The organism is Undibacterium sp. WLHG33 (genome assembly GCF_049544815.1).
Taxonomy (GTDB): Bacteria; Pseudomonadota; Gammaproteobacteria; order Burkholderiales; family Burkholderiaceae_D; genus Undibacterium.
Genome location: NZ_CP186697.1, coordinates 2,405,419 through 2,422,822, shown reverse-complemented (window position 1 = coordinate 2,422,822; position 17,404 = coordinate 2,405,419). Strand labels below are relative to the sequence as shown.

The 17,404-nt window shown below is 52.4% G+C and carries 13 protein-coding genes; 8 read left to right on the top strand and 5 right to left on the bottom strand.

Annotated elements, in window-relative coordinates:
- The first annotated feature begins 96 nt into the window (after positions 1-96).
- On the top strand, positions 97-858 hold the full coding sequence (locus tag ACOTSW_RS11130) for a substrate-binding periplasmic protein (protein WP_423679160.1): 762 nt from the start codon (positions 97-99) through the stop codon (positions 856-858).
- Between the two features lie 260 nt (positions 859-1,118).
- Here ACOTSW_RS11130 and ACOTSW_RS11125 read toward each other — a convergent pair whose 3' ends face one another.
- The 3 genes from ACOTSW_RS11125 to ACOTSW_RS11115 form a co-directional block, all read right to left on the bottom strand.
- Positions 1,119-1,919, bottom strand: a complete 801-nt coding sequence (locus tag ACOTSW_RS11125; RefSeq protein ID WP_423679159.1) for a serine hydrolase — start codon at positions 1,917-1,919, stop codon at positions 1,119-1,121.
- A 143-nt stretch (positions 1,920-2,062) separates the two neighbouring features.
- On the bottom strand, positions 2,063-2,584 hold the full coding sequence (pal, locus tag ACOTSW_RS11120; protein WP_423679158.1) for a peptidoglycan-associated lipoprotein Pal: 522 nt from the start codon (positions 2,582-2,584) through the stop codon (positions 2,063-2,065).
- 177 nt (positions 2,585-2,761) lie between these two features.
- Entirely contained in the window at positions 2,762-3,289 is a 528-nt protein-coding gene (locus tag ACOTSW_RS11115) for a MarR family winged helix-turn-helix transcriptional regulator (RefSeq protein WP_423679157.1), read from the bottom strand.
- Positions 3,290-3,846: 557 nt separating this feature from the next.
- Between ACOTSW_RS11115 and ACOTSW_RS11110 the strand changes: the two genes are divergently transcribed.
- Complete coding sequence (locus ACOTSW_RS11110; protein WP_423679156.1) at positions 3,847-5,034, top strand: cation:proton antiporter; 1,188 nt, start codon at positions 3,847-3,849, stop codon at positions 5,032-5,034.
- A gap of 1 nt (position 5,035) precedes the next feature.
- On the top strand, positions 5,036-6,157 hold the full coding sequence (locus tag ACOTSW_RS11105) for a YbdK family carboxylate-amine ligase (protein WP_423679155.1): 1,122 nt from the start codon (positions 5,036-5,038) through the stop codon (positions 6,155-6,157).
- A gap of 29 nt (positions 6,158-6,186) precedes the next feature.
- On the opposite strand, the gene dinB is transcribed toward ACOTSW_RS11105, so the two are convergent.
- Entirely contained in the window at positions 6,187-7,365 is a 1,179-nt protein-coding gene (gene dinB / locus ACOTSW_RS11100) for a DNA polymerase IV (protein WP_423679154.1), read from the bottom strand.
- Between the two features lie 272 nt (positions 7,366-7,637).
- Between dinB and ACOTSW_RS11095 the strand changes: the two genes are divergently transcribed.
- Positions 7,638-8,117 (top strand): thioredoxin family protein, encoded by a 480-nt coding sequence (locus ACOTSW_RS11095; RefSeq protein ID WP_423679153.1) that lies wholly within the window; start codon positions 7,638-7,640, stop codon positions 8,115-8,117.
- A gap of 124 nt (positions 8,118-8,241) precedes the next feature.
- Positions 8,242-10,602, top strand: a complete 2,361-nt coding sequence (locus ACOTSW_RS11090) for a PAS domain-containing sensor histidine kinase (RefSeq protein WP_423679152.1) — start codon at positions 8,242-8,244, stop codon at positions 10,600-10,602.
- 10 nt (positions 10,603-10,612) lie between these two features.
- Here the strand turns inward: ACOTSW_RS11090 and ACOTSW_RS11085 are convergent, their stop codons facing one another.
- A complete protein-coding gene (locus ACOTSW_RS11085; RefSeq protein ID WP_423679151.1) occupies positions 10,613-11,629 on the bottom strand; it encodes an AraC family transcriptional regulator ligand-binding domain-containing protein in 1,017 nt (338 codons plus the stop codon).
- Between the two features lie 222 nt (positions 11,630-11,851).
- On the opposite strand from ACOTSW_RS11085, the gene ACOTSW_RS11080 reads away from it, so the two are divergent.
- The 3 genes from ACOTSW_RS11080 (at position 11,852) to ACOTSW_RS11070 (ending at position 17,345) form a co-directional block, all read left to right on the top strand.
- Positions 11,852-13,453, top strand: coding sequence for a GMC family oxidoreductase (locus ACOTSW_RS11080; RefSeq protein ID WP_423679150.1), 1,602 nt, complete (start codon positions 11,852-11,854; stop codon positions 13,451-13,453).
- 79 nt (positions 13,454-13,532) lie between these two features.
- The gene (locus tag ACOTSW_RS11075) at positions 13,533-14,357 is read left to right on the top strand and encodes a D-hexose-6-phosphate mutarotase (RefSeq protein ID WP_423679149.1); all 825 of its coding nucleotides are present in this window, start codon (positions 13,533-13,535) and stop codon (positions 14,355-14,357) included.
- A 237-nt stretch (positions 14,358-14,594) separates the two neighbouring features.
- Positions 14,595-17,345: a M16 family metallopeptidase gene (locus ACOTSW_RS11070; RefSeq protein ID WP_423679148.1), complete on the top strand. Its 2,751-nt coding sequence runs from the start codon at positions 14,595-14,597 to the stop codon at positions 17,343-17,345.
- Positions 17,346-17,404: the final 59 nt, after the last annotated feature.

Below are 17,404 nucleotides of genomic sequence, written 5' to 3'. Positions count from 1 at the left end.
AGAGCAGCCAGACGCTGACCCGGTACTGCAGGTTAAACATTGTCAATAAGCCAGTGATACGAAATCTCGGCGATAAGCCGGTGTTAGAATCAGGACATGCCTCGTTTAACTTTTTCTTTTTTACACGCTTGTTTGTTTCTGCTGTGCGGATGCAGTCTGCTACCTGCAGTCGTCAGCGCGAGTCAGCTGTCAGTCGTCACTGAAAATTTACCGCCGCTGAATTATGAAGAGCGTGGCAACGTCACCGGTTATTCCACGGAAATTGTGCAGGCAGTGTTACAGGAGGCCGGACTGTCGGCACCGATAGAGTTGATACCGTGGGCACGCGCTTACCAGCGTGCTCTGCAACAACCGAATACCCTGATTTTTTCCATCACCCGCACGCCCGAACGTGATGCGCAGTTTGAATGGATAGGAGCGCTCAGCAACCGTCAGATTTATCTGTACAAACTCAAGTCGCGCACAGACATACGGATCAAGACGCTGAGTGATGCCGGTGCCTATAAAACCGGGCTGGTGCGGGAAATGGCGTCCACAAAAGAGTTCCTGCGTAAAAGTCAGCTTTCTGAGCACGTGGTCGATTACGCGCCGACAGATGAATCCAATATGAAGAAATTCCTGCTGGGCCGGGTTGATCTGGCGATCTTCCAGAACTGGAGCGCCGCGTTTTTAATGAAATCGCAGAATCGTGCGATGGACGAACTTGAACCAGTGATGCTGATTGATGGCAATAATCAGTATTATCTGGCGATGAGCAAAAACAGCGATCCTGATCTGGTCAAAAAAATCCGCAAAGCCTTTGAAAAAGTACAGCAGTCAGGTTTATTTGAAAAACTGCGGCACAAATACCTGCGCTGACATCACCGCTGCCCAAGCAGCAGACTGACGACATAAGCGACCTGAGGGCGCGTTGTATCAGGTCGTATTTTTATATACTCCCCCCATTTTTTCTTAAAGCATCCCGAATGTCCTGATATTTAAAGGGCTTCCACATATACTCCCCCCAGTATATTTCAGGCCAAATCACCGGTAAATCGACCCGGCGATGCCATCGTAACGGGCTGGCTGCTCCTGCCCCCTCAGCCCAGAATCAGGCAAAGATTGCATTCAGACGGTGCTCAGTCATCAAAGCGGGCTTCCAGCAGGCGACGAATATTGACGATATCTCTCAACCTGGTCGATCTGGCTCTGGCCTTCAGTATGACCATCGTTGCCTTCTTTTTAGCGATGAGCATCTGCATGATCAGGCAATTGCCCGCCTCATTCGTAAATCCGGTTTTGGACAGCAAAATCTTCCAGCCATTTTTGCCGACCAGGCTGTTGGTATTATGAAATTCGATATCCCTGCGCCTGACATGCAGTTGCTCAGCCTCATCCGAGGTCGCTTCGCGGATCAGTTTGTATTGAGATGCCGCCTTCGCCAGTTTCATTAGATCTGCGGCGGTGGACACGTTTTGCGGCGACAAACCGGTCGGCTCGACGATCACCGTCTGCGTCATACCAAGCGCTTTCACCTTGGCCGCAGCGGCGGCCATAAACGCCGCGTAGCCACCCGGATAATGACGAGCCAGCGCAGAAGCCGCCCGGTTTTCTGACGACATCAATGCAATTTGCAGCATTTCACCGCGGGTTAACGTGCTGCCAACAGGCAAGCGTGAGGAGCTGTGCTTGAGCTTATCAACATCGGCTTCTTCCACTGTGATTTTTTCATCCATGGCGGCATGGCTGTCTATCACCAGCATCGCCGTCAGCAACTTGGTAAGTGACGCGATGGGTGTGATGTTATTCGCATTTTTTTCCAGTATCACTTTTCCACTGGCATCATCGACCACCAGAATATGTTCTGAATCAAATGACTTCGCGTGAGCGCTGCTTGCACAAAAAAAGAAAATCCACACCAGATATCGTAGTCGCATCATTTTATATTTGCTGCTGTGTGCGACGTGTAGCTAACTCTTAACGCTCACTCTTACCGCACACGATGAACACACCTTCTTAAAGATCAAAGTCCCCACTGCCGCAAGTGCAGTGAGGACCCGTTAGAAACACGGACGGTGATGAATTAGCGGCTGGTGTACACGATGTCATCACGGCGATTTTCTGCCCAGGATGCTTCGTCGTGGCCAGTGGCCTTAGGTTTTTCTTTACCGTATGACACCGCTTCAATCTGGCTGTCCGGTGTACCCAAAATCACCATCGCCTTACGCAAGGCTTCCGCACGTTTCTGACCCAGTGCGAGATTGTATTCGCTGCCACCGCGCTCGTCGGTATTACCTTGAATCAGGACTTTGCGGCTTTTGCTGTCGCGGATATAAGTTGAATGCGCGGAGACAATATTCGCATACTCAGGTTTCACAACATACGCATCAAAATCAAAATAAACGCTGCGCTTGGACAAGATATTTTTTGGATCATCTAAGGGATCAATCACAGGTGCCGTGACTGTCGCGACCGCACGATTGTCTTGCACCACAGGTGTTGCCGGCGCTTCCGCCGGTTTTTCTGCCACTTTCGGTGATGTGCTGCAACCGGCAAGTAATGCAGTCGCGATGGTAAAACTGCTTGCCAGGGTAAGAACGCGCATTTGAATCTCCTTCGGAAGTAAATTCGGGGCTTTTGGGTAATGAGCATGTTCTCCGGCATCCCCTGATTTTCCGGCGCCATGCTTAACAAATTTTTCAAAAAGCTAAAAAAATCCTCCCTACAGGGGAGGCGATCACAGAAAGCAAAATTCGGCTTTCCAGCGTTCTTTTTTGCGCCGCTACATCGTAAAAGGCAGCGGCAATAATGCAAATCCTTCATCCAGGGCATCAATGCTGTCGAGCAAACCCTGCAGCCCGCTGTTCAGTTCCCGGATTTTTTCGGCATCCAGCTGCCGCAATGCTTCCGGCAATAAGCCGCGTGCCGGTCTGGGCGAACGTATAAATACATTCATTCCTTCTTCCGTCAGACTGACTCTGACTACCCGCTGATCTTTCGGATCGCGCATCTTGCTCACATAGCCACGCTTCTCCAGACCGTCGAGCAAATTGCTCGCCGTGGTTTGATGAATCGCCAGCTTTTTTGCCAGATCTCCTACGCGCGAATCAGGTGCTTCATGCAGCTCCTGCATCAGCCATAACTGCGCGCCATTCACACCACATTGCTTTTCTATCCATAAGGAATGCTGTTGAGCAGCACGAATCACGATGCGCATTTTTTTTAATATTTCAAGACGCGCCTGCGCATCGCTATCGCTCTCCTCTACCACTAAAACTGTTGCCTTTTTTGACATGGCTTTTTTTGTCATCAAGAACCTCCAACGATTTAAAGTGTATCATATATACATTTACGCAAATATAATTTGCACGAATGTATTTCAGGATTTTGTGTCTGTTCGTCTGCGTTTGTGTGTATTTGGGTATTTTTTCGTTCTCACACAACATGTGTCTGGCAGTGAGCGTATCGAATCCATCATGTCGCACAGGCGTTTGAAAAGACAGATGACGTCTGTTCCGGCGTCGCTGTCCCCCTGGCGACGAGGTAGTCAGTGCAACGCGCATCAGACCATATTGCAATCTGTTGCTATCCATTAAGGTTAAATTCAGTAGTACCCGTCTGAGCATCTCTGTTTAACGGATTAAACCACAGCAACTGCAGCTGTAACACTGGCTGGAAATCCGATACAAATCTGTACCGTACCAGGTTCGGTTCGGGTCAACAGACGCGGAACATCTGCGGCTTCAGCGACAAGCTGATCCGCCTACATCTTGTTGCTGGAAACACGGCAACTTTCTCTGCATCCATACCCGAACATTTGTTCAACGATGTGATGCGATCAACATAAAACCTAAGAAAGGCGGAAGCATGCCCGACATCAATTTTATGCCCCCCGAACTCATGTGGCCTTTAGCAATTGCCCTGACGTGGCTGGCCGGGGAATTTCTGTATCGCTGGACTGGCTTACCCCGCATCAGCAGTTACGGTGTGTGCGGTTTCGCTCTGGCGAATGTGCAATGGGGCATCTTAACGCTGCCGGATAACAGCTCCCTGCTGCTGATGGCCAATGTTGCCTTCGGCTTGATTCTGTTTGAATTTGGCTACCGGATTAATTTACGCTGGATGCGTACCAATCCGTGGATAGGCATCACCGGCCTACTCGAATCAGGCTTGAGCTTTATCGTCGTGTTTGCCATCGCACAATGGTACGGGAGCACTAACTTCACCGCACTATTGCTTGCTGCCCTGGCGATGTCCACCTCTCCCGCCGGGATTCTGCGCGTCATCAACGAACAGCGCAGCGCGGGTCAGGTGACAGAGAGGATATTGCATTTGACCGCCATTAATTGTGTGCTCGCCGTATTTACTTTCAAGGTAGTTGTGGCCTTCTGGATATTCCAGAGTTCCGGCAGTATCTTGCAAGCGATCACCGGCAGCCTTCAGGTATTAGTTTTATCCGCTTTGTTGGGCGCAGCGTTTGGCATTTTACTGCCGCTGGTGTTGCGTGAGCTTGGCAGTCTGGCACGCGACGCAACGATCGCATTTGCCTTTGCCGTCATCGCATTGGTGGCACTGACCCATGTCGCAAAACTCTCACCTATCCTGGCCACGCTGAGTTTTGGCTTAATGGCGCGTCACCGGCGCGTGACGTTGAATCAGGCGCAGCGCAATTTCGGCGCACTGGGAGATATGCTGACAGTCATGCTGTTTTTTTATGCAGCATCAACACTGGAATGGTCACGCGTCTGGGCTGGTGCTGGTCTGGGTATTCTGCTGGTTTGCGCCCGTCTGCTGACAAAAGCCGTCATTAGTACGGCGTTTGCCCGCGTCAGCGGAATCACCTGTCGCAAAGGGCTACTGACGGGTCTGGCGCTGTCACCCATTTCGGTTTTTGTCATTCTGATGCTGGAACAAACACGCTATCTGGGTATCGCTTTGGTCGATGAATTGACAGCTTTGGCCGCGATGACCTTACTGCTGGAAATTATCGGCCCGCTGTTAACACAACGCGCACTGATCTGGGCGCAAGAAACCCCTGAACATTCGGAGAAATAACATGCCATTAGAAATATTCAACGATTCAGAAGCCTTGTCGGTCGGTGTGGAACTCGAGTTGCAATTAATCAGCTTATCGAGTTTTGATTTAACGCCCGCCAGCCCTGATTTATTGCATCTCCTGAAACGTGCGCCGTTTCCGGGAAACGTCACGCCCGAAATTACGGAAAGCATGATAGAGATTTGTACCGATGTTCAACGCAATCACAACGGCATAGAAAAACAACTGCAAGAGATACGCGACACACTCGTCACGGCAGCAGACCGGCTCAATATCGGTATCTGCGGTGGCGGTACGCATCCGTTTCAAAAATGGACCGACCGGAAAATTTATTCCAAGCCACGCTTTAAAGAGGTTTCGCAACTGTATGGCTATCTGGCCAAACAATTCACGATTTTCGGGCAGCACGTTCATATCGGTTGCACTTCTGGCGACAATGCTTTGTTCCTGTTGCATGCACTGAGCCGCTATGTTCCGCATTTCATCGCGTTATCGGCGTCATCGCCCTACGTTCAGGGCGGCGATACCCTGTTCACCTCCGCCAGGCTGAACTCGGTGTTTGCGTTTCCCTTATCGGGCCGCGCACCATTTCTATTGAAGTGGGACGATTTTGAACATCAGTATTTCGCGAAAATGGAAAAGACCGGTGTCGTCAAAAGCATGAAAGATTTTTATTGGGATATCCGGCCAAAACCTGAATACGGAACGATAGAACTCCGCGTCTGCGATACACCGCTGACAGTGGAACGGGCAGCAGCATTGGCCGCCTATCTGCAAATGCTATGCGCCTATTTGTTAGAAAAACGCGAAGCAGCGCCCGAAGAAGACGACTACCTTGTCTACAACTATAACCGCTTCCAGGCATGCCGCTTCGGCCTCGACGGAACCGTGGTGCATCCTAAGACTTATGTCGGTTGTTCATTACGCGAAGACATTTTAACCAGTCTGCGACGCATGGAACCTTATGCTGCAACGCTCGGCAGCCAGGAAGCTCTCTCGCATTTGGAACAAATTACGCATGAAGGCAACGACGCCCATTATCTTCGTCATCAATATGATGAAAGTGGCAGTACAGAAGGAGTGGTCAATGCCGCAATACAGCGCTTTCGTCAGGCCGTCTGATGCGCATACATCCGAATAGGTGACGATGATCAGTTGAACAAATCAATTTGCAATTGCTTTGTTTTGTCTTCATCTGCTCCAGCTTTAGATAAATTGCTGGCCTTCACGCCGAGCAATCGCAGTTTTTGATCCAAAGGTAAGCGGCGTACACACTCACCGGCATACCGGCGGATCACTTCTGCGCTTGCCGTTGTCGCTGGCAATCGGATGTCCCGGGTCGCAACGCGGAAATCCGCATACCGGACCTTGATGCCTATCGTGCGACAGACATAGCCTTTATTTCTGAGATCGTTGCTCACACGCTTACAGAGATCGGTAAAGATGACCGACAGCGTTTCGCGATCACGATGTGCATGCAAGTCACGCTCAAAAGTCGTCTCACGACTAATCACTTTAGGGGCCGAACTTGTCGTGATTTCCCGCTCGTCGATACCGCGCGCACTGTTATACAACCATAGCGCATAATTTCGCCCGAAGGTATTCTGCAGCAACTCTGGATCTGCATCAGCCAATTGCCCGATGGTGACGATATTCAGGCGCAGCAACTGTTCCGCCGCTTTTGGGCCGATGCCATTTATTTTCTTTACAGGTAAAGGCCATATCCGTTGCGGGATATCGGCCTCATTTAAAATCGTCAAACCATTGGGTTTGTCTAACTCGGAACCGATCTTGGCCAGTAACTTGTTCGGTGCGACACAAATTGAGCAGGACAAGCCCGTTGCCGCGACGACCGCTTGTTTAATTCTTGCAGCGAGCGTCGCCGATTCTTCAGGAATGCTGCTCAAATCAATATAGATTTCATCGATACCCCGGTCTTCAATCTCAGGCGCGATACTGGCAACGGCATTTTTAAACAACCTCGAATAATGGCGATAAGCATCAAAATTCGCTGGCAATAAAAACGCATCCGGGGCTAATTGCGCCGCTTTCATCAGACCCATCGCAGAAAAAACACCAAGTGCGCGCGCTTCATATGTAGAGGTGGTCGCAACACCACGGCCCGCATAATTTTTCAGGTAAAAAAACCGGCGACTGCCATCTGCATCAACGATAGGCGCATACTCCTGACGCCCGCCGATCACAACCGGATGCCCTTTCAGTTCCGGATAACGCAACAGCTCTACGGATGCATAAAATGCATCCATATCTAAATGCGCAATGCGGCGCGTATGAATCAACTCAGGATTCAGCGTTGAAGTCGGCGTCATAATGACAATAGGAAGAAGGTTGCATCTGCGATGGACAAGACGTCAGTAACCCGGACATCTGATTTTCCTGTACGGGATACATTGATTGAAATCTCAATGAATGAAATTTTGAGCCTGCGTATCATTGTTCTGAATATGTCTATTTTATCCGTTTTTTGTCACAAAACTGTATAAACATACAGTTAATTACACCTTTTTTGCGCCAGATCAGCGATGACAAAGCGCAAAAATTACGTCACTATCTGAGAATTTTCCTTTCCTCCTGCTTCAGCATGAAAAAAACTTTCTCCTTTCTCTCCAGACTCATTTCCGCGTGCGCTATTGGTCTTGCGTTCAACCTTGCACATGCTGACGTTGCCAGGCCATATGATGAAACCGCCGACGCGCCCGCCGCAGTCGCCAGGGCACTGACACAGGCACAGGCCAGCAACAAAAAAGTGCTGGTGATTTTCGGTGCGAACTGGTGCAAGGATTGTCTGGAGCTCGACCGCTCTATGCAAGGACAAAGCGCTGCGCTGATCGCCAGTAAATTCATCGTGGTGAAAGTGGACGTCGGTCAGTTTGATAAAAACCTGACGCTGGCAAACAGTTACGGCAATCCGATTAAAAAAGGTATTCCTGCTGCTGTCGTATTAAAAGCAGATAACAGTGTCTTATTTGCCTCTAAAGGTGGCGAATTATCAAATGCGCGCAAAATGAGTGAACAAGGCGTGTATGATTTCTTCAATCAGATCGTGACGCAGCACCCTTAATCACAACTGCGGCTGTCATCTGAGACATGCATCGCCGGCGTTGCCGGTCAGGGGCAGAATAGCGGTTTTACGTTGATCGCCCCTTTTTTCTGTCCGTTTTTTCTGTCTATTTTTAAGCAAGCAGATGTCTGTCACACCACCGCCACCGAATCCGCTTGCTGCAGAGATCACGGCAGCAGAGCTGAAAGCGCTGCAGGCCAGTCAGACCTTGCTGAATAATTTTTCGCGCTTTCTGCCAGCAGTCTTTTTCCAGTATCAGCGTTTTTCAGACGAACGCTTTTGTTTCAATTACGCGAGCGATGCGGTCGAACGCTTGTTTGAATTTACTGCGGCGGAACTGTGCGCAGACATCAATATTCTGTTCAGCAAAGTCCATCCGGCAGATCTGCCTGCATTCATGCTCAGCGTGCGTACCGCTGCGAAAGACCTGCGTCTGTGGACGCATGAATTCCGCATCGTTCTCAGGAATGGCGAGGAACGCTGGATGGCGGGCGAGGCCAGCCCGGAACGCCAGGAAGATGGCAGTCTGCTGTGGCACGGCTGTTTCATGGATCAGACCCGGAGTAAAAAAACTGAACAGAATTTAATCACCGCCGAACAACAGCGACGCCTCGTGATGCAGGCGTCAAATCAGGGTTTGTACGACATCAATTTGAACACCGGCGCCGCCACCTTCAGCCCCGAATACAGCAACATGATCGAACACTCGATCGACGAGTTTGCCGATCCGTTTGCATTCTGGGATTACTTCTGGAAACACAGTATCCATCCGGATGATGTAGATGCTGTCAGAAATGCCTATCGGACTCATTTTGCGTCCAAAGGAAAAACCGATTACCACGCCGAGTTCCGGCAGAAAAACCGTGCCGGTGAATGGCGCTGGATTATGTCGCTGGGGGCCGCCGTTGAATGGGATGAAAATCAACGTGCTGTTCGTATTGTCGGCACCCATATCGACATTACGGAACGCAAACGCACGGAAGAGCAATTACGTCTGAATCAGGAATTGTTGCGATCGAATAATGCCCGCTATAAGGAACTGGCGCGCGAACTGGAAATCCTGATCGCCAATGCACCGGTGGGCATTATGTTCGTCAGCAAAGGCGTCATCATCCGCGCCAATGATGCGCTCGCAGAATTATGCCGCTTCCCAGATGCGCAATCGATGATAGGAATCAGAACCACGTTTCTGTACCATGACGATGACGACTACCGTTCATTCAGTGAAGCGGTCATACCCAGCCTGATTGCGGATGAACTGGTAGAGCTGGAATGGTATCTGCGCCGCGCCAATGGCGAATCCTTCATGGCCCGGGTTGCCGGACGGGCACTGCCGGCCGAATCCTATGAACAGGGTGCGGTCTGGATGGTCGAAGACATTACCGGACAGCGCCAGACCCTTGATGCGCTGCGCGAAAGCGAAAGCCGCTTGCAGCGCATCATGAATTCCAGCCTGATCGGTATTTTGTATGGCAGTGACGGTCCCAGGCTGACGGATGTCAACCGCATGTTTTGTCAGATGTCCGGATACACACGTGAACATCTGCTGGCAGAGCAGTTTCTGTGGCGGGTCGTGTTATCAGAACCGGATCAGTATCTGGTGCATCAGGCATACACCGAAATGCTCAGCACCGGTACCACCTCGCCGTTTGAAGTCATGCTGCGGCGTGCCGATGGTTCCGCCATACCCGTGCTGGTGGGTCTGGGTTATCTGGAAAATTCGCCGCGTGAGTGGGTCGTTTTTGTCATGGACATCAGTGAACGGCAGCGGATCAATCAGCTCAAGACCGAATTTGTCTCGGTGGTCAGTCACGAACTGCGTACGCCGCTGACGTCGATACGCGGCTCACTCGGTTTGCTGGAATCCGGCGTCGCCGGCAGTCTGCCCGAATCAGCCCGGCAACTGATACGGATTGCGCACAATAACAGTAAGCGTCTGGTCAATCTGGTCAACGATATTCTCGACATCGACAAACTGAGTAATGGCAAAATGAATATCCGTTCTGAGCCTGTCGATCTGATCGAGATGCTCCACAACGCGATGGAAGCGAACGAAGCCTACGCCAGCTCCCTGCGTGTCGGCCTGATTATGGAACAGCAGGTGATGCAGGCATGGAGTCTTGGCGATCACGACAGGCTGATGCAGGTGATGGCGAATCTGATCTCTAACGCGGCCAAATTCTCACCTGAAGGTGAAAGCATCACCGTCCGAATTTACCAGGAACAGGAACGCTATCACATCGCCGTCAGTGACCGCGGCCCGGGAATTCCGCTGAATTTCCAGAGCCAGCTGTTTGCGCCGTTCACACAAGCCGATGGCACCAATACGCGCCGGCAAGGCGGAACAGGCCTGGGGCTGGCTATCACCAAGGCTCTGGTGGAAAAAATGCAGGGTGAAATCTTTTTCCTGAGTTGCCCCGGCGAAGGTTCGACGTTCTGGTTCAGCTTGCCGGCGTACCTGCCGCCAACTCCTTCCGCAAGCTGAAGAGCGGGATTCAGCGCAGGCCGGTTGTGGCGAGACTCCGTCGGAATTCGGCCGGTGTCTGTGTCGTCCAGCGCCGGAATGCGCGCCTGAAACTGCGACTGTCGGAATAGCCGAGTTCTTCCGCGATGCGTTCCAGACTCAGACCGGTTTGCAATAATTGCCTGGCCCTTCCGGTACGGATATGTTCAGTGATCTGAAAATACGAAGTTCCTTCCCGTGCCAGCAAACGGTGCAGAGAACGTTCACTGGTTCCCAGTGCAGAGGCCGTTTCTGCGACGCTGAGTAATTCACACTGAAGTGCAGTCAAAGCGCACAGCAGGCTCTGCCTCCCGAGCACGCCCAGCGCAGATAACTCAGCCTGACAGGCATCGCGTGATGCATCGACCAGTGCGGCATCCGGTTCCGGTAAAGCCATCTGCAATACCTGATTGTCGATAACGATACGGCTGACATCGGCACCGGTAATTACAGGACAGGCAAAAAACTGCTGATATGCCGTCAGGCCTGCGCCGGGCGGTGAACGCAGTTCGACGCGAACCAGAGGAAAACTGCCGCCGCACAACTGGCGCGCCGCATTGATGGCTGTGACCAGATGATCGACTTCCAGAAAATCCTGCAATTCCGCATCGTCGAATAAGGGCGAGGCAAGCAATGCCGATTGCTGCGGCCCAGCTTGCAGTTGCAGATGCACCATGGAACCGGCGATCAGCTGATAGTCGAGACCGAATTGCAACGCCTCTGCGAGCGTCGGCTGGGCGCGCATACCGGCAGCCATCTGCCCCAGTTGCGGCAGCGCTTTCCGCGCGCCGGATTGCAACCCGAGATCAGCGCCGCCACGGTATCGCGCCTGCAGCAAGCCTTCGCGTGCCTGGGCATAACTGATACGGTTATCGTGATGATCGGCAAAGGCCGGAAACATCTCCTGCCAGCGCCAGTCCTGCTCGCGGGCGATCGCCAGCACTCCGCTGAACGGATGAGCGGGAAAGACCGCGTCTTGTACCGACAAGAGCGCAGATATGGATGACACAGACGGATTCATTTGTGATGGCAAGACAACGTGGCAGTAAATGTCCTTACTTTACGCGAAAGCGCATACTAATATCGCCATACCGTACATCGGAAAAACAAAATCAGCAAGGTGAGCATGTGAAATGTCATGCATTATGAAACAGACTCACCCTGAAAATAAAACGACAGGCCTGACGCCGGCGATGCCCCTGCGTGCAGCCTCATCCAAAGAGAGAGACAGATGAATCATATCAGCGACTATATTGTTGTCGGCGGTGGCTCCGGCGGCTGTGCCGTGGCCGGACGCCTGACGGAAGACCCGGATCTCAGCGTAACCGTACTGGAAGCCGGTGGCGGTGGCGACAGCCTGGTGGTGAATACACCGGCCGGCGTCGTTGCGATGCTGCCGGGCAAACTGAATAACTGGGCATTTGAAACCGTGCCGCAACCGGGCCTGAATGGTCGCCGTGGCTATCAGCCGCGCGGCAAAATGCTGGGCGGCTCGTCAGGCATCAATGCCATGATCTATGTCCGTGGCCACCGGCAGGATTACGATCACTGGGCTGCGCTGGGCAACACCGGCTGGTCATATGACGAGGTTTTGCCGTATTTTAAGCGTTCAGAAAACAATGAAACCCATCATGACGACTACCACGGTAACGCCGGGCCGCTGCATGTCAGCGAACTGCGCACCAATAACCCGTATCAGCAATTGCTGATCGAAGCCGGCAAGCAGGCGGGCTTTCGTATCAATACCGATTTCAATGGTGCAGAGCAGGAAGGCATAGGCCTGTATCAGCTGACCCAGCACAATGGCGAACGCTGGAGTGCGTCGCGCGCGTATCTGCGGCCGCACATGGGCAAGCGACCAAATCTGCGCGTGGAAACCGGCTGCTATGTCACCAGAATTCTGTTTGAAGGCAAGCGCGCCGTCGGCGTCGAAATGCTGCAAAACGGTCAGAAAAAAACCCTGCGCGCACGGCATGAAGTCTTGCTAGCAGGCGGTGCGCTGCAAACGCCGCAATTACTGATGCTGTCCGGCGTCGGCAATGCGAATGCGCTGCAAAGCATGGGAATTCCTGTGGTGCACGACCTGCCCGGGGTTGGTCAGAATTTGCAGGATCATCCGGATTTCGTGTTCAAATATCGCGCGAAAAGCCTTGATCTGCTTGGCGTTTCCGCCGCTGGCAGTCTGCGTCTGCTACGTGAACTGGGGCGTTACCGTTCGCAACGGCGCGGTATGCTGACCTCGAACGGCGCCGAAGGCGGTGGTTTTCTGAAAACCGATCCGTCTTTGTCAGCGCCGGATATTCAGTTGCATTTCGTCATGGCGATGCTCGATGACCACGCGCGCAAATTACATCTCGGTCATGGTTACTCCTGCCACGTCTGTCTGCTGCGCCCGAAAAGCATAGGCGAAGTGACGCTGGCGAACCCCGATCCTATGGCCGCGCCACTGATCAACCCGCGCTTCCTCGAACATCCGGACGATATGGAAGTCATGCTGAAAGGCTTTAAACTGACCCGCAAACTGATGGATGCACCGGCACTGGCGAATGCCCGCAGCAGCGATTACCAGACCGCCAATGTGCATACCGACGATGAGATCCGCGCCGTCATCCGCCAGACCGCTGACACCGTGTATCACCCGGTCGGTACCTGCAAAATGGGTACAGACAGCATGGCGGTGGTCGATCCTGCGCTGAAGGTGATCGGCGTCGATGGTCTGCGCATCGTCGATGCGTCGGTCATGCCTACCCTGCTGGGCGGTAATACCAATGCACCTACCATGATGATAGGCGAGAAAGCGGCGGACATGATCAAGGCCGCACTGCGCGCGTAAATTGCTCGGTCCAGTTGCCAACAGCAGTGCTGGCTTCGCATAGAATAGCCATTCTTTTCTTCTGACGGAATGGGGCGATATGGAGTTTTATACACTGACAGCCAGCGATGGCGCCAGCAGCCGGATTTGCACACAGGGCGCGCATGTATGCTCATGGATACCGGCGCATGGTACCGAGCAACTGTTTCTGAGCAAAACCTCCGGCTACGCGCCGGGCGTGGCAATCCGTGGCGGCGTTCCGGTGATTTTTCCGCAATTCGCCAGTACCGGTCCTTTACCCAAACACGGTTTCGCGCGTACCGCTGAATGGCAATTATTAAGCCAGTCTCAGCACGATAACGGAGCAGCAGTTGCCGTATTCGGTTTGCAGGACAACACAGCCACGCTGGCGCTGTGGCCGCATCCTTTCCGTGCAGAGTTAAGGGTCAGCGTACTAGGTAATATCATGGAAATCGCGCTGACCATCCACAATACCGGCGGGCAGCCGTTCAGCTTTACCAGCGCACTCCACACTTATCTGGCAGTCACTGACATTCACGCTGCATCCCTGCATGGTTTGCAGGGATGCCGTTACCGCGACAGCCTCACCAATACCGATGATTGCGTCGAACATGCCGGATATCTGCACATCGACGGCGAAACCGACCGCATTTATGCCAATGCCCCTGCCCTTCTCCGTTTGCAGCAGCCACATCAGCATGTACAGATACGCAAACAGGGTTTCGCCGACGTGGTGGTATGGAATCCCGGCAACGCTGCAGCCGGACTCAGTGACCTGGAAAGCGGTGGCGAACAGCGCATGTTATGCGTGGAAGCCGCCACCGTTCTGCAACCGTTACATCTGGCCGCAGGTGCCAGCTGGACCGGAAGTCAGACATTGATAGCCAGCGTGCAGTCGGCGTAAAAATCGGCTAAAAAATATGCATGCTGAAATGCATCGCGTGATTTGCCATTATTATCGGCACCGTTGCCACTATGACCATTAGTGGCTATTATTGCCATTTTTTAAGATACTCCCCCCTGTTTCTAAAAAAATTGCTCTGTTGTCCTCATATTTAAAGGACGTGTGAAACATACTCCCCCCCAGTATTTAACCCGTATATTTCACGCTTATTTTGTTGTTTCTGCTATCAGGATCACTATGTCATCTCGTTCTGCTGTATTTCCGTTTTCACTCACGCCGGTGTTGCGCGCGCTGGTTCTGGGCGGTGCCGTTCTGTTCACCACGCCCGCCGTGCTGGCCGATGCGCTGCCGAAAGGTGTGAGCCAGATCACCAGTGTCGAAGGTCTGACCGAATATCGCCTGCCGAATGGCTTGCGGGTATTGCTGATGCCGGATGCGACCAAACCCACCGTCACCGTTAACATGACTTATCTGGTTGGCTCGCGTCATGAAAACTATGGCGAAACCGGGATGGCGCATTTGCTCGAACATCTGTTATTCAAAGGCACGCCGACAAATCCGAAAATCGATGACGAGTTCAACAAGCGCGGCATGCGCTCGAACGGCACGACCTCGCTCGACCGCACCAATTATTTTGAATTGTTCAAGGCCGACGATGACAATCTGAAATGGGCGCTGACGATGGAAGCCGACCGCATGGTCAATTCCTTTATCGCGAAAAAAGATCTCGATACCGAAATGAGCGTGGTGCGCAATGAATATGAACGCGGCGAAAATTCACCGTTCAATGTCTTGCAAAAACGCATGCAAAGCGTGGCTTTCGACTGGCACAATTATGGCAATTCGACGATAGGCAATCGCAGCGATATCGAAAACGTCAAGATAGAAAACCTGCAGGCGTTTTATCGCATGTACTACCAGCCGGATAATGCGGTGCTGCTGGTCGCCGGTCAATTCGATACCGATAAAGTGTTGCAATGGATCAGTGCTGCGTTCGGCAAAATCGCCAAGCCAACCCGCACACTGCCGCAATTCTGGACGACCGAACCGACGCAGGATGGTGAACGCAGTTTCGTCGTGCGCCGCAGCGGTGATATTCAGATCGTCATGCTCGGCTATAAAGTCCCCGCCCGTCTGCACAGCGACCGCACCGATATCAGTTTTGCGGGCAGTATTCTGACCAGCTCCCCGCATGGCCGTTTGCATAAACAACTGGTGGAAACCGGCAAAGTAGTACAGGTATTTTCCGACAGTATAGGGATGGCGGCACCCGGCTTGCTGACCATAGGCGCGATCGTCAAAAAAGGCGAATCCGTCGACGCTGCCAAAGAGGCTTTGCTGGCCGGCATCGAGGAATTTAAAAATAATCCGCCGACCAGGGAAGAGATCGACAGGATCAAACGCAATTCGATCAATGCGTATGAAAAATTCCTGAACAACCACGAAGCCATCGGTATCGGTATGTCCGAAGCGATCGCTCTGGGCGACTGGCGCTATATGTTCAAAGAACGTGATTCAATCGATGCAGTGAGTGCCGAGCGTGTCGCTGCAGCCGCAAAACGTTATCTGGTGCGCGACAACCGCACCATAGGCATGTTCATTCCGGAAGACAAGCCACAACGCGCCGAGATTCCGGCGGCACCGGACGTAGCAGAATTCATGAGAGACTTCAAAGCCAAACCATCAACGCTGAGCGGCGAGGCGTTTGATTCTTCGCCGGCAAATATTAATCAGCGCACACAAGTAGGCAAAGCGGGCAATCTGCAAATCGCCCTGTTACCGAAAAAAACCCGCGGCGAAACCGTGAATGTCGCGCTGAACCTGCATTGGGGCGATGAAACCAGCCTGCGCGGCAAAGCCGTCATCAGCGGTATCGCCAATAGCATGTTAAGCACAGGCACCAGCAAATACAGCCGCGCCCAACTCTCGGATGAAATGTCCAAACTCAAAATGAGCGGCAGTATCTTCTCATTCCAGACCACCAAAGCCAATTTGCCTGGAGCACTGGCGCTGGTAGCGCATGTGCTGCGCGAGGCCAGTTTCCCGGACAATGAATTTGCACAGATGAAAGAACGCGCCCTTGTGAATCTGGAAGCTTCGCGCAAAGAACCTGGCAGCATACTCTCGCGTGAGATGTCTCAGTATTTCAATCCGTATCCGAAAGGCGATTATCGTGAGGCAAAAACACTAGACGAACTCATTGCTGATTTTAAGGCAGTGAAACTCGACGATGTAAAAGCCTTTTATAAAGAATTCTACGGTGCCTCCAAAGGCGAGTTGTCCGTGGTCGGTGATTTCGATGCCGATAGTACCAAAGCCGTGATCGCACAGATGTTTGATCGCTGGGTCAGCAAAGCGCCTTATACCCGCATGGTCAGCAAACGAATTGATCCACCGGCGATACGCAAGGTATTCAACACACCGGACAAGGAAAATGCCGTTTACAGCAGCAAAATGACGCTGGCGTTGCGCGAAGACGATGCAGATTATCCAGCGCTGAGTGTTGCCAACTATATCTTCGGCGGTGCAGGTCTGAATTCCCGTCTGATGGAGCGCATCCGTCAGAAAGATGGTCTATCGTATGGTGGTGGTTCCAGCCTGAGTGCGGGTAATATCGACCCGGTCGGCAGTTTCGGCATCAGAGCCACCGCAGCGCCGCAGAATATGGAAAAACTGGAAAAGGCGATACAGGAAGAACTCAGCAAAGCACTGAAAGACGGTTTCACTGCGGAAGAACTCGCTAAAGCAAAATCCGGCATACTGCAAAAGCGTCAGCAAAGCCGTACCAGCGACAGCGGTATTGCCGGCGACTGGATTCACTATCTGTATCGCCAGCAGAACTGGTCTGAAGCGCAGGCGCTGGACGAAAAACTTCAGGCGCTGACGCTGGACCAGGTCAATGCCGCATTCCGCCGTTATATTGATCCTTCAAAAATCAGCGTGTTTATTGCGCTGGATGAAGCCAAAGCGAAAGCAGCGGCAAAGTAATAGCGAGGTAACGGCAAGACGAACAGCACATTAAAAAATCCCGGTCAATGCACCGGGAT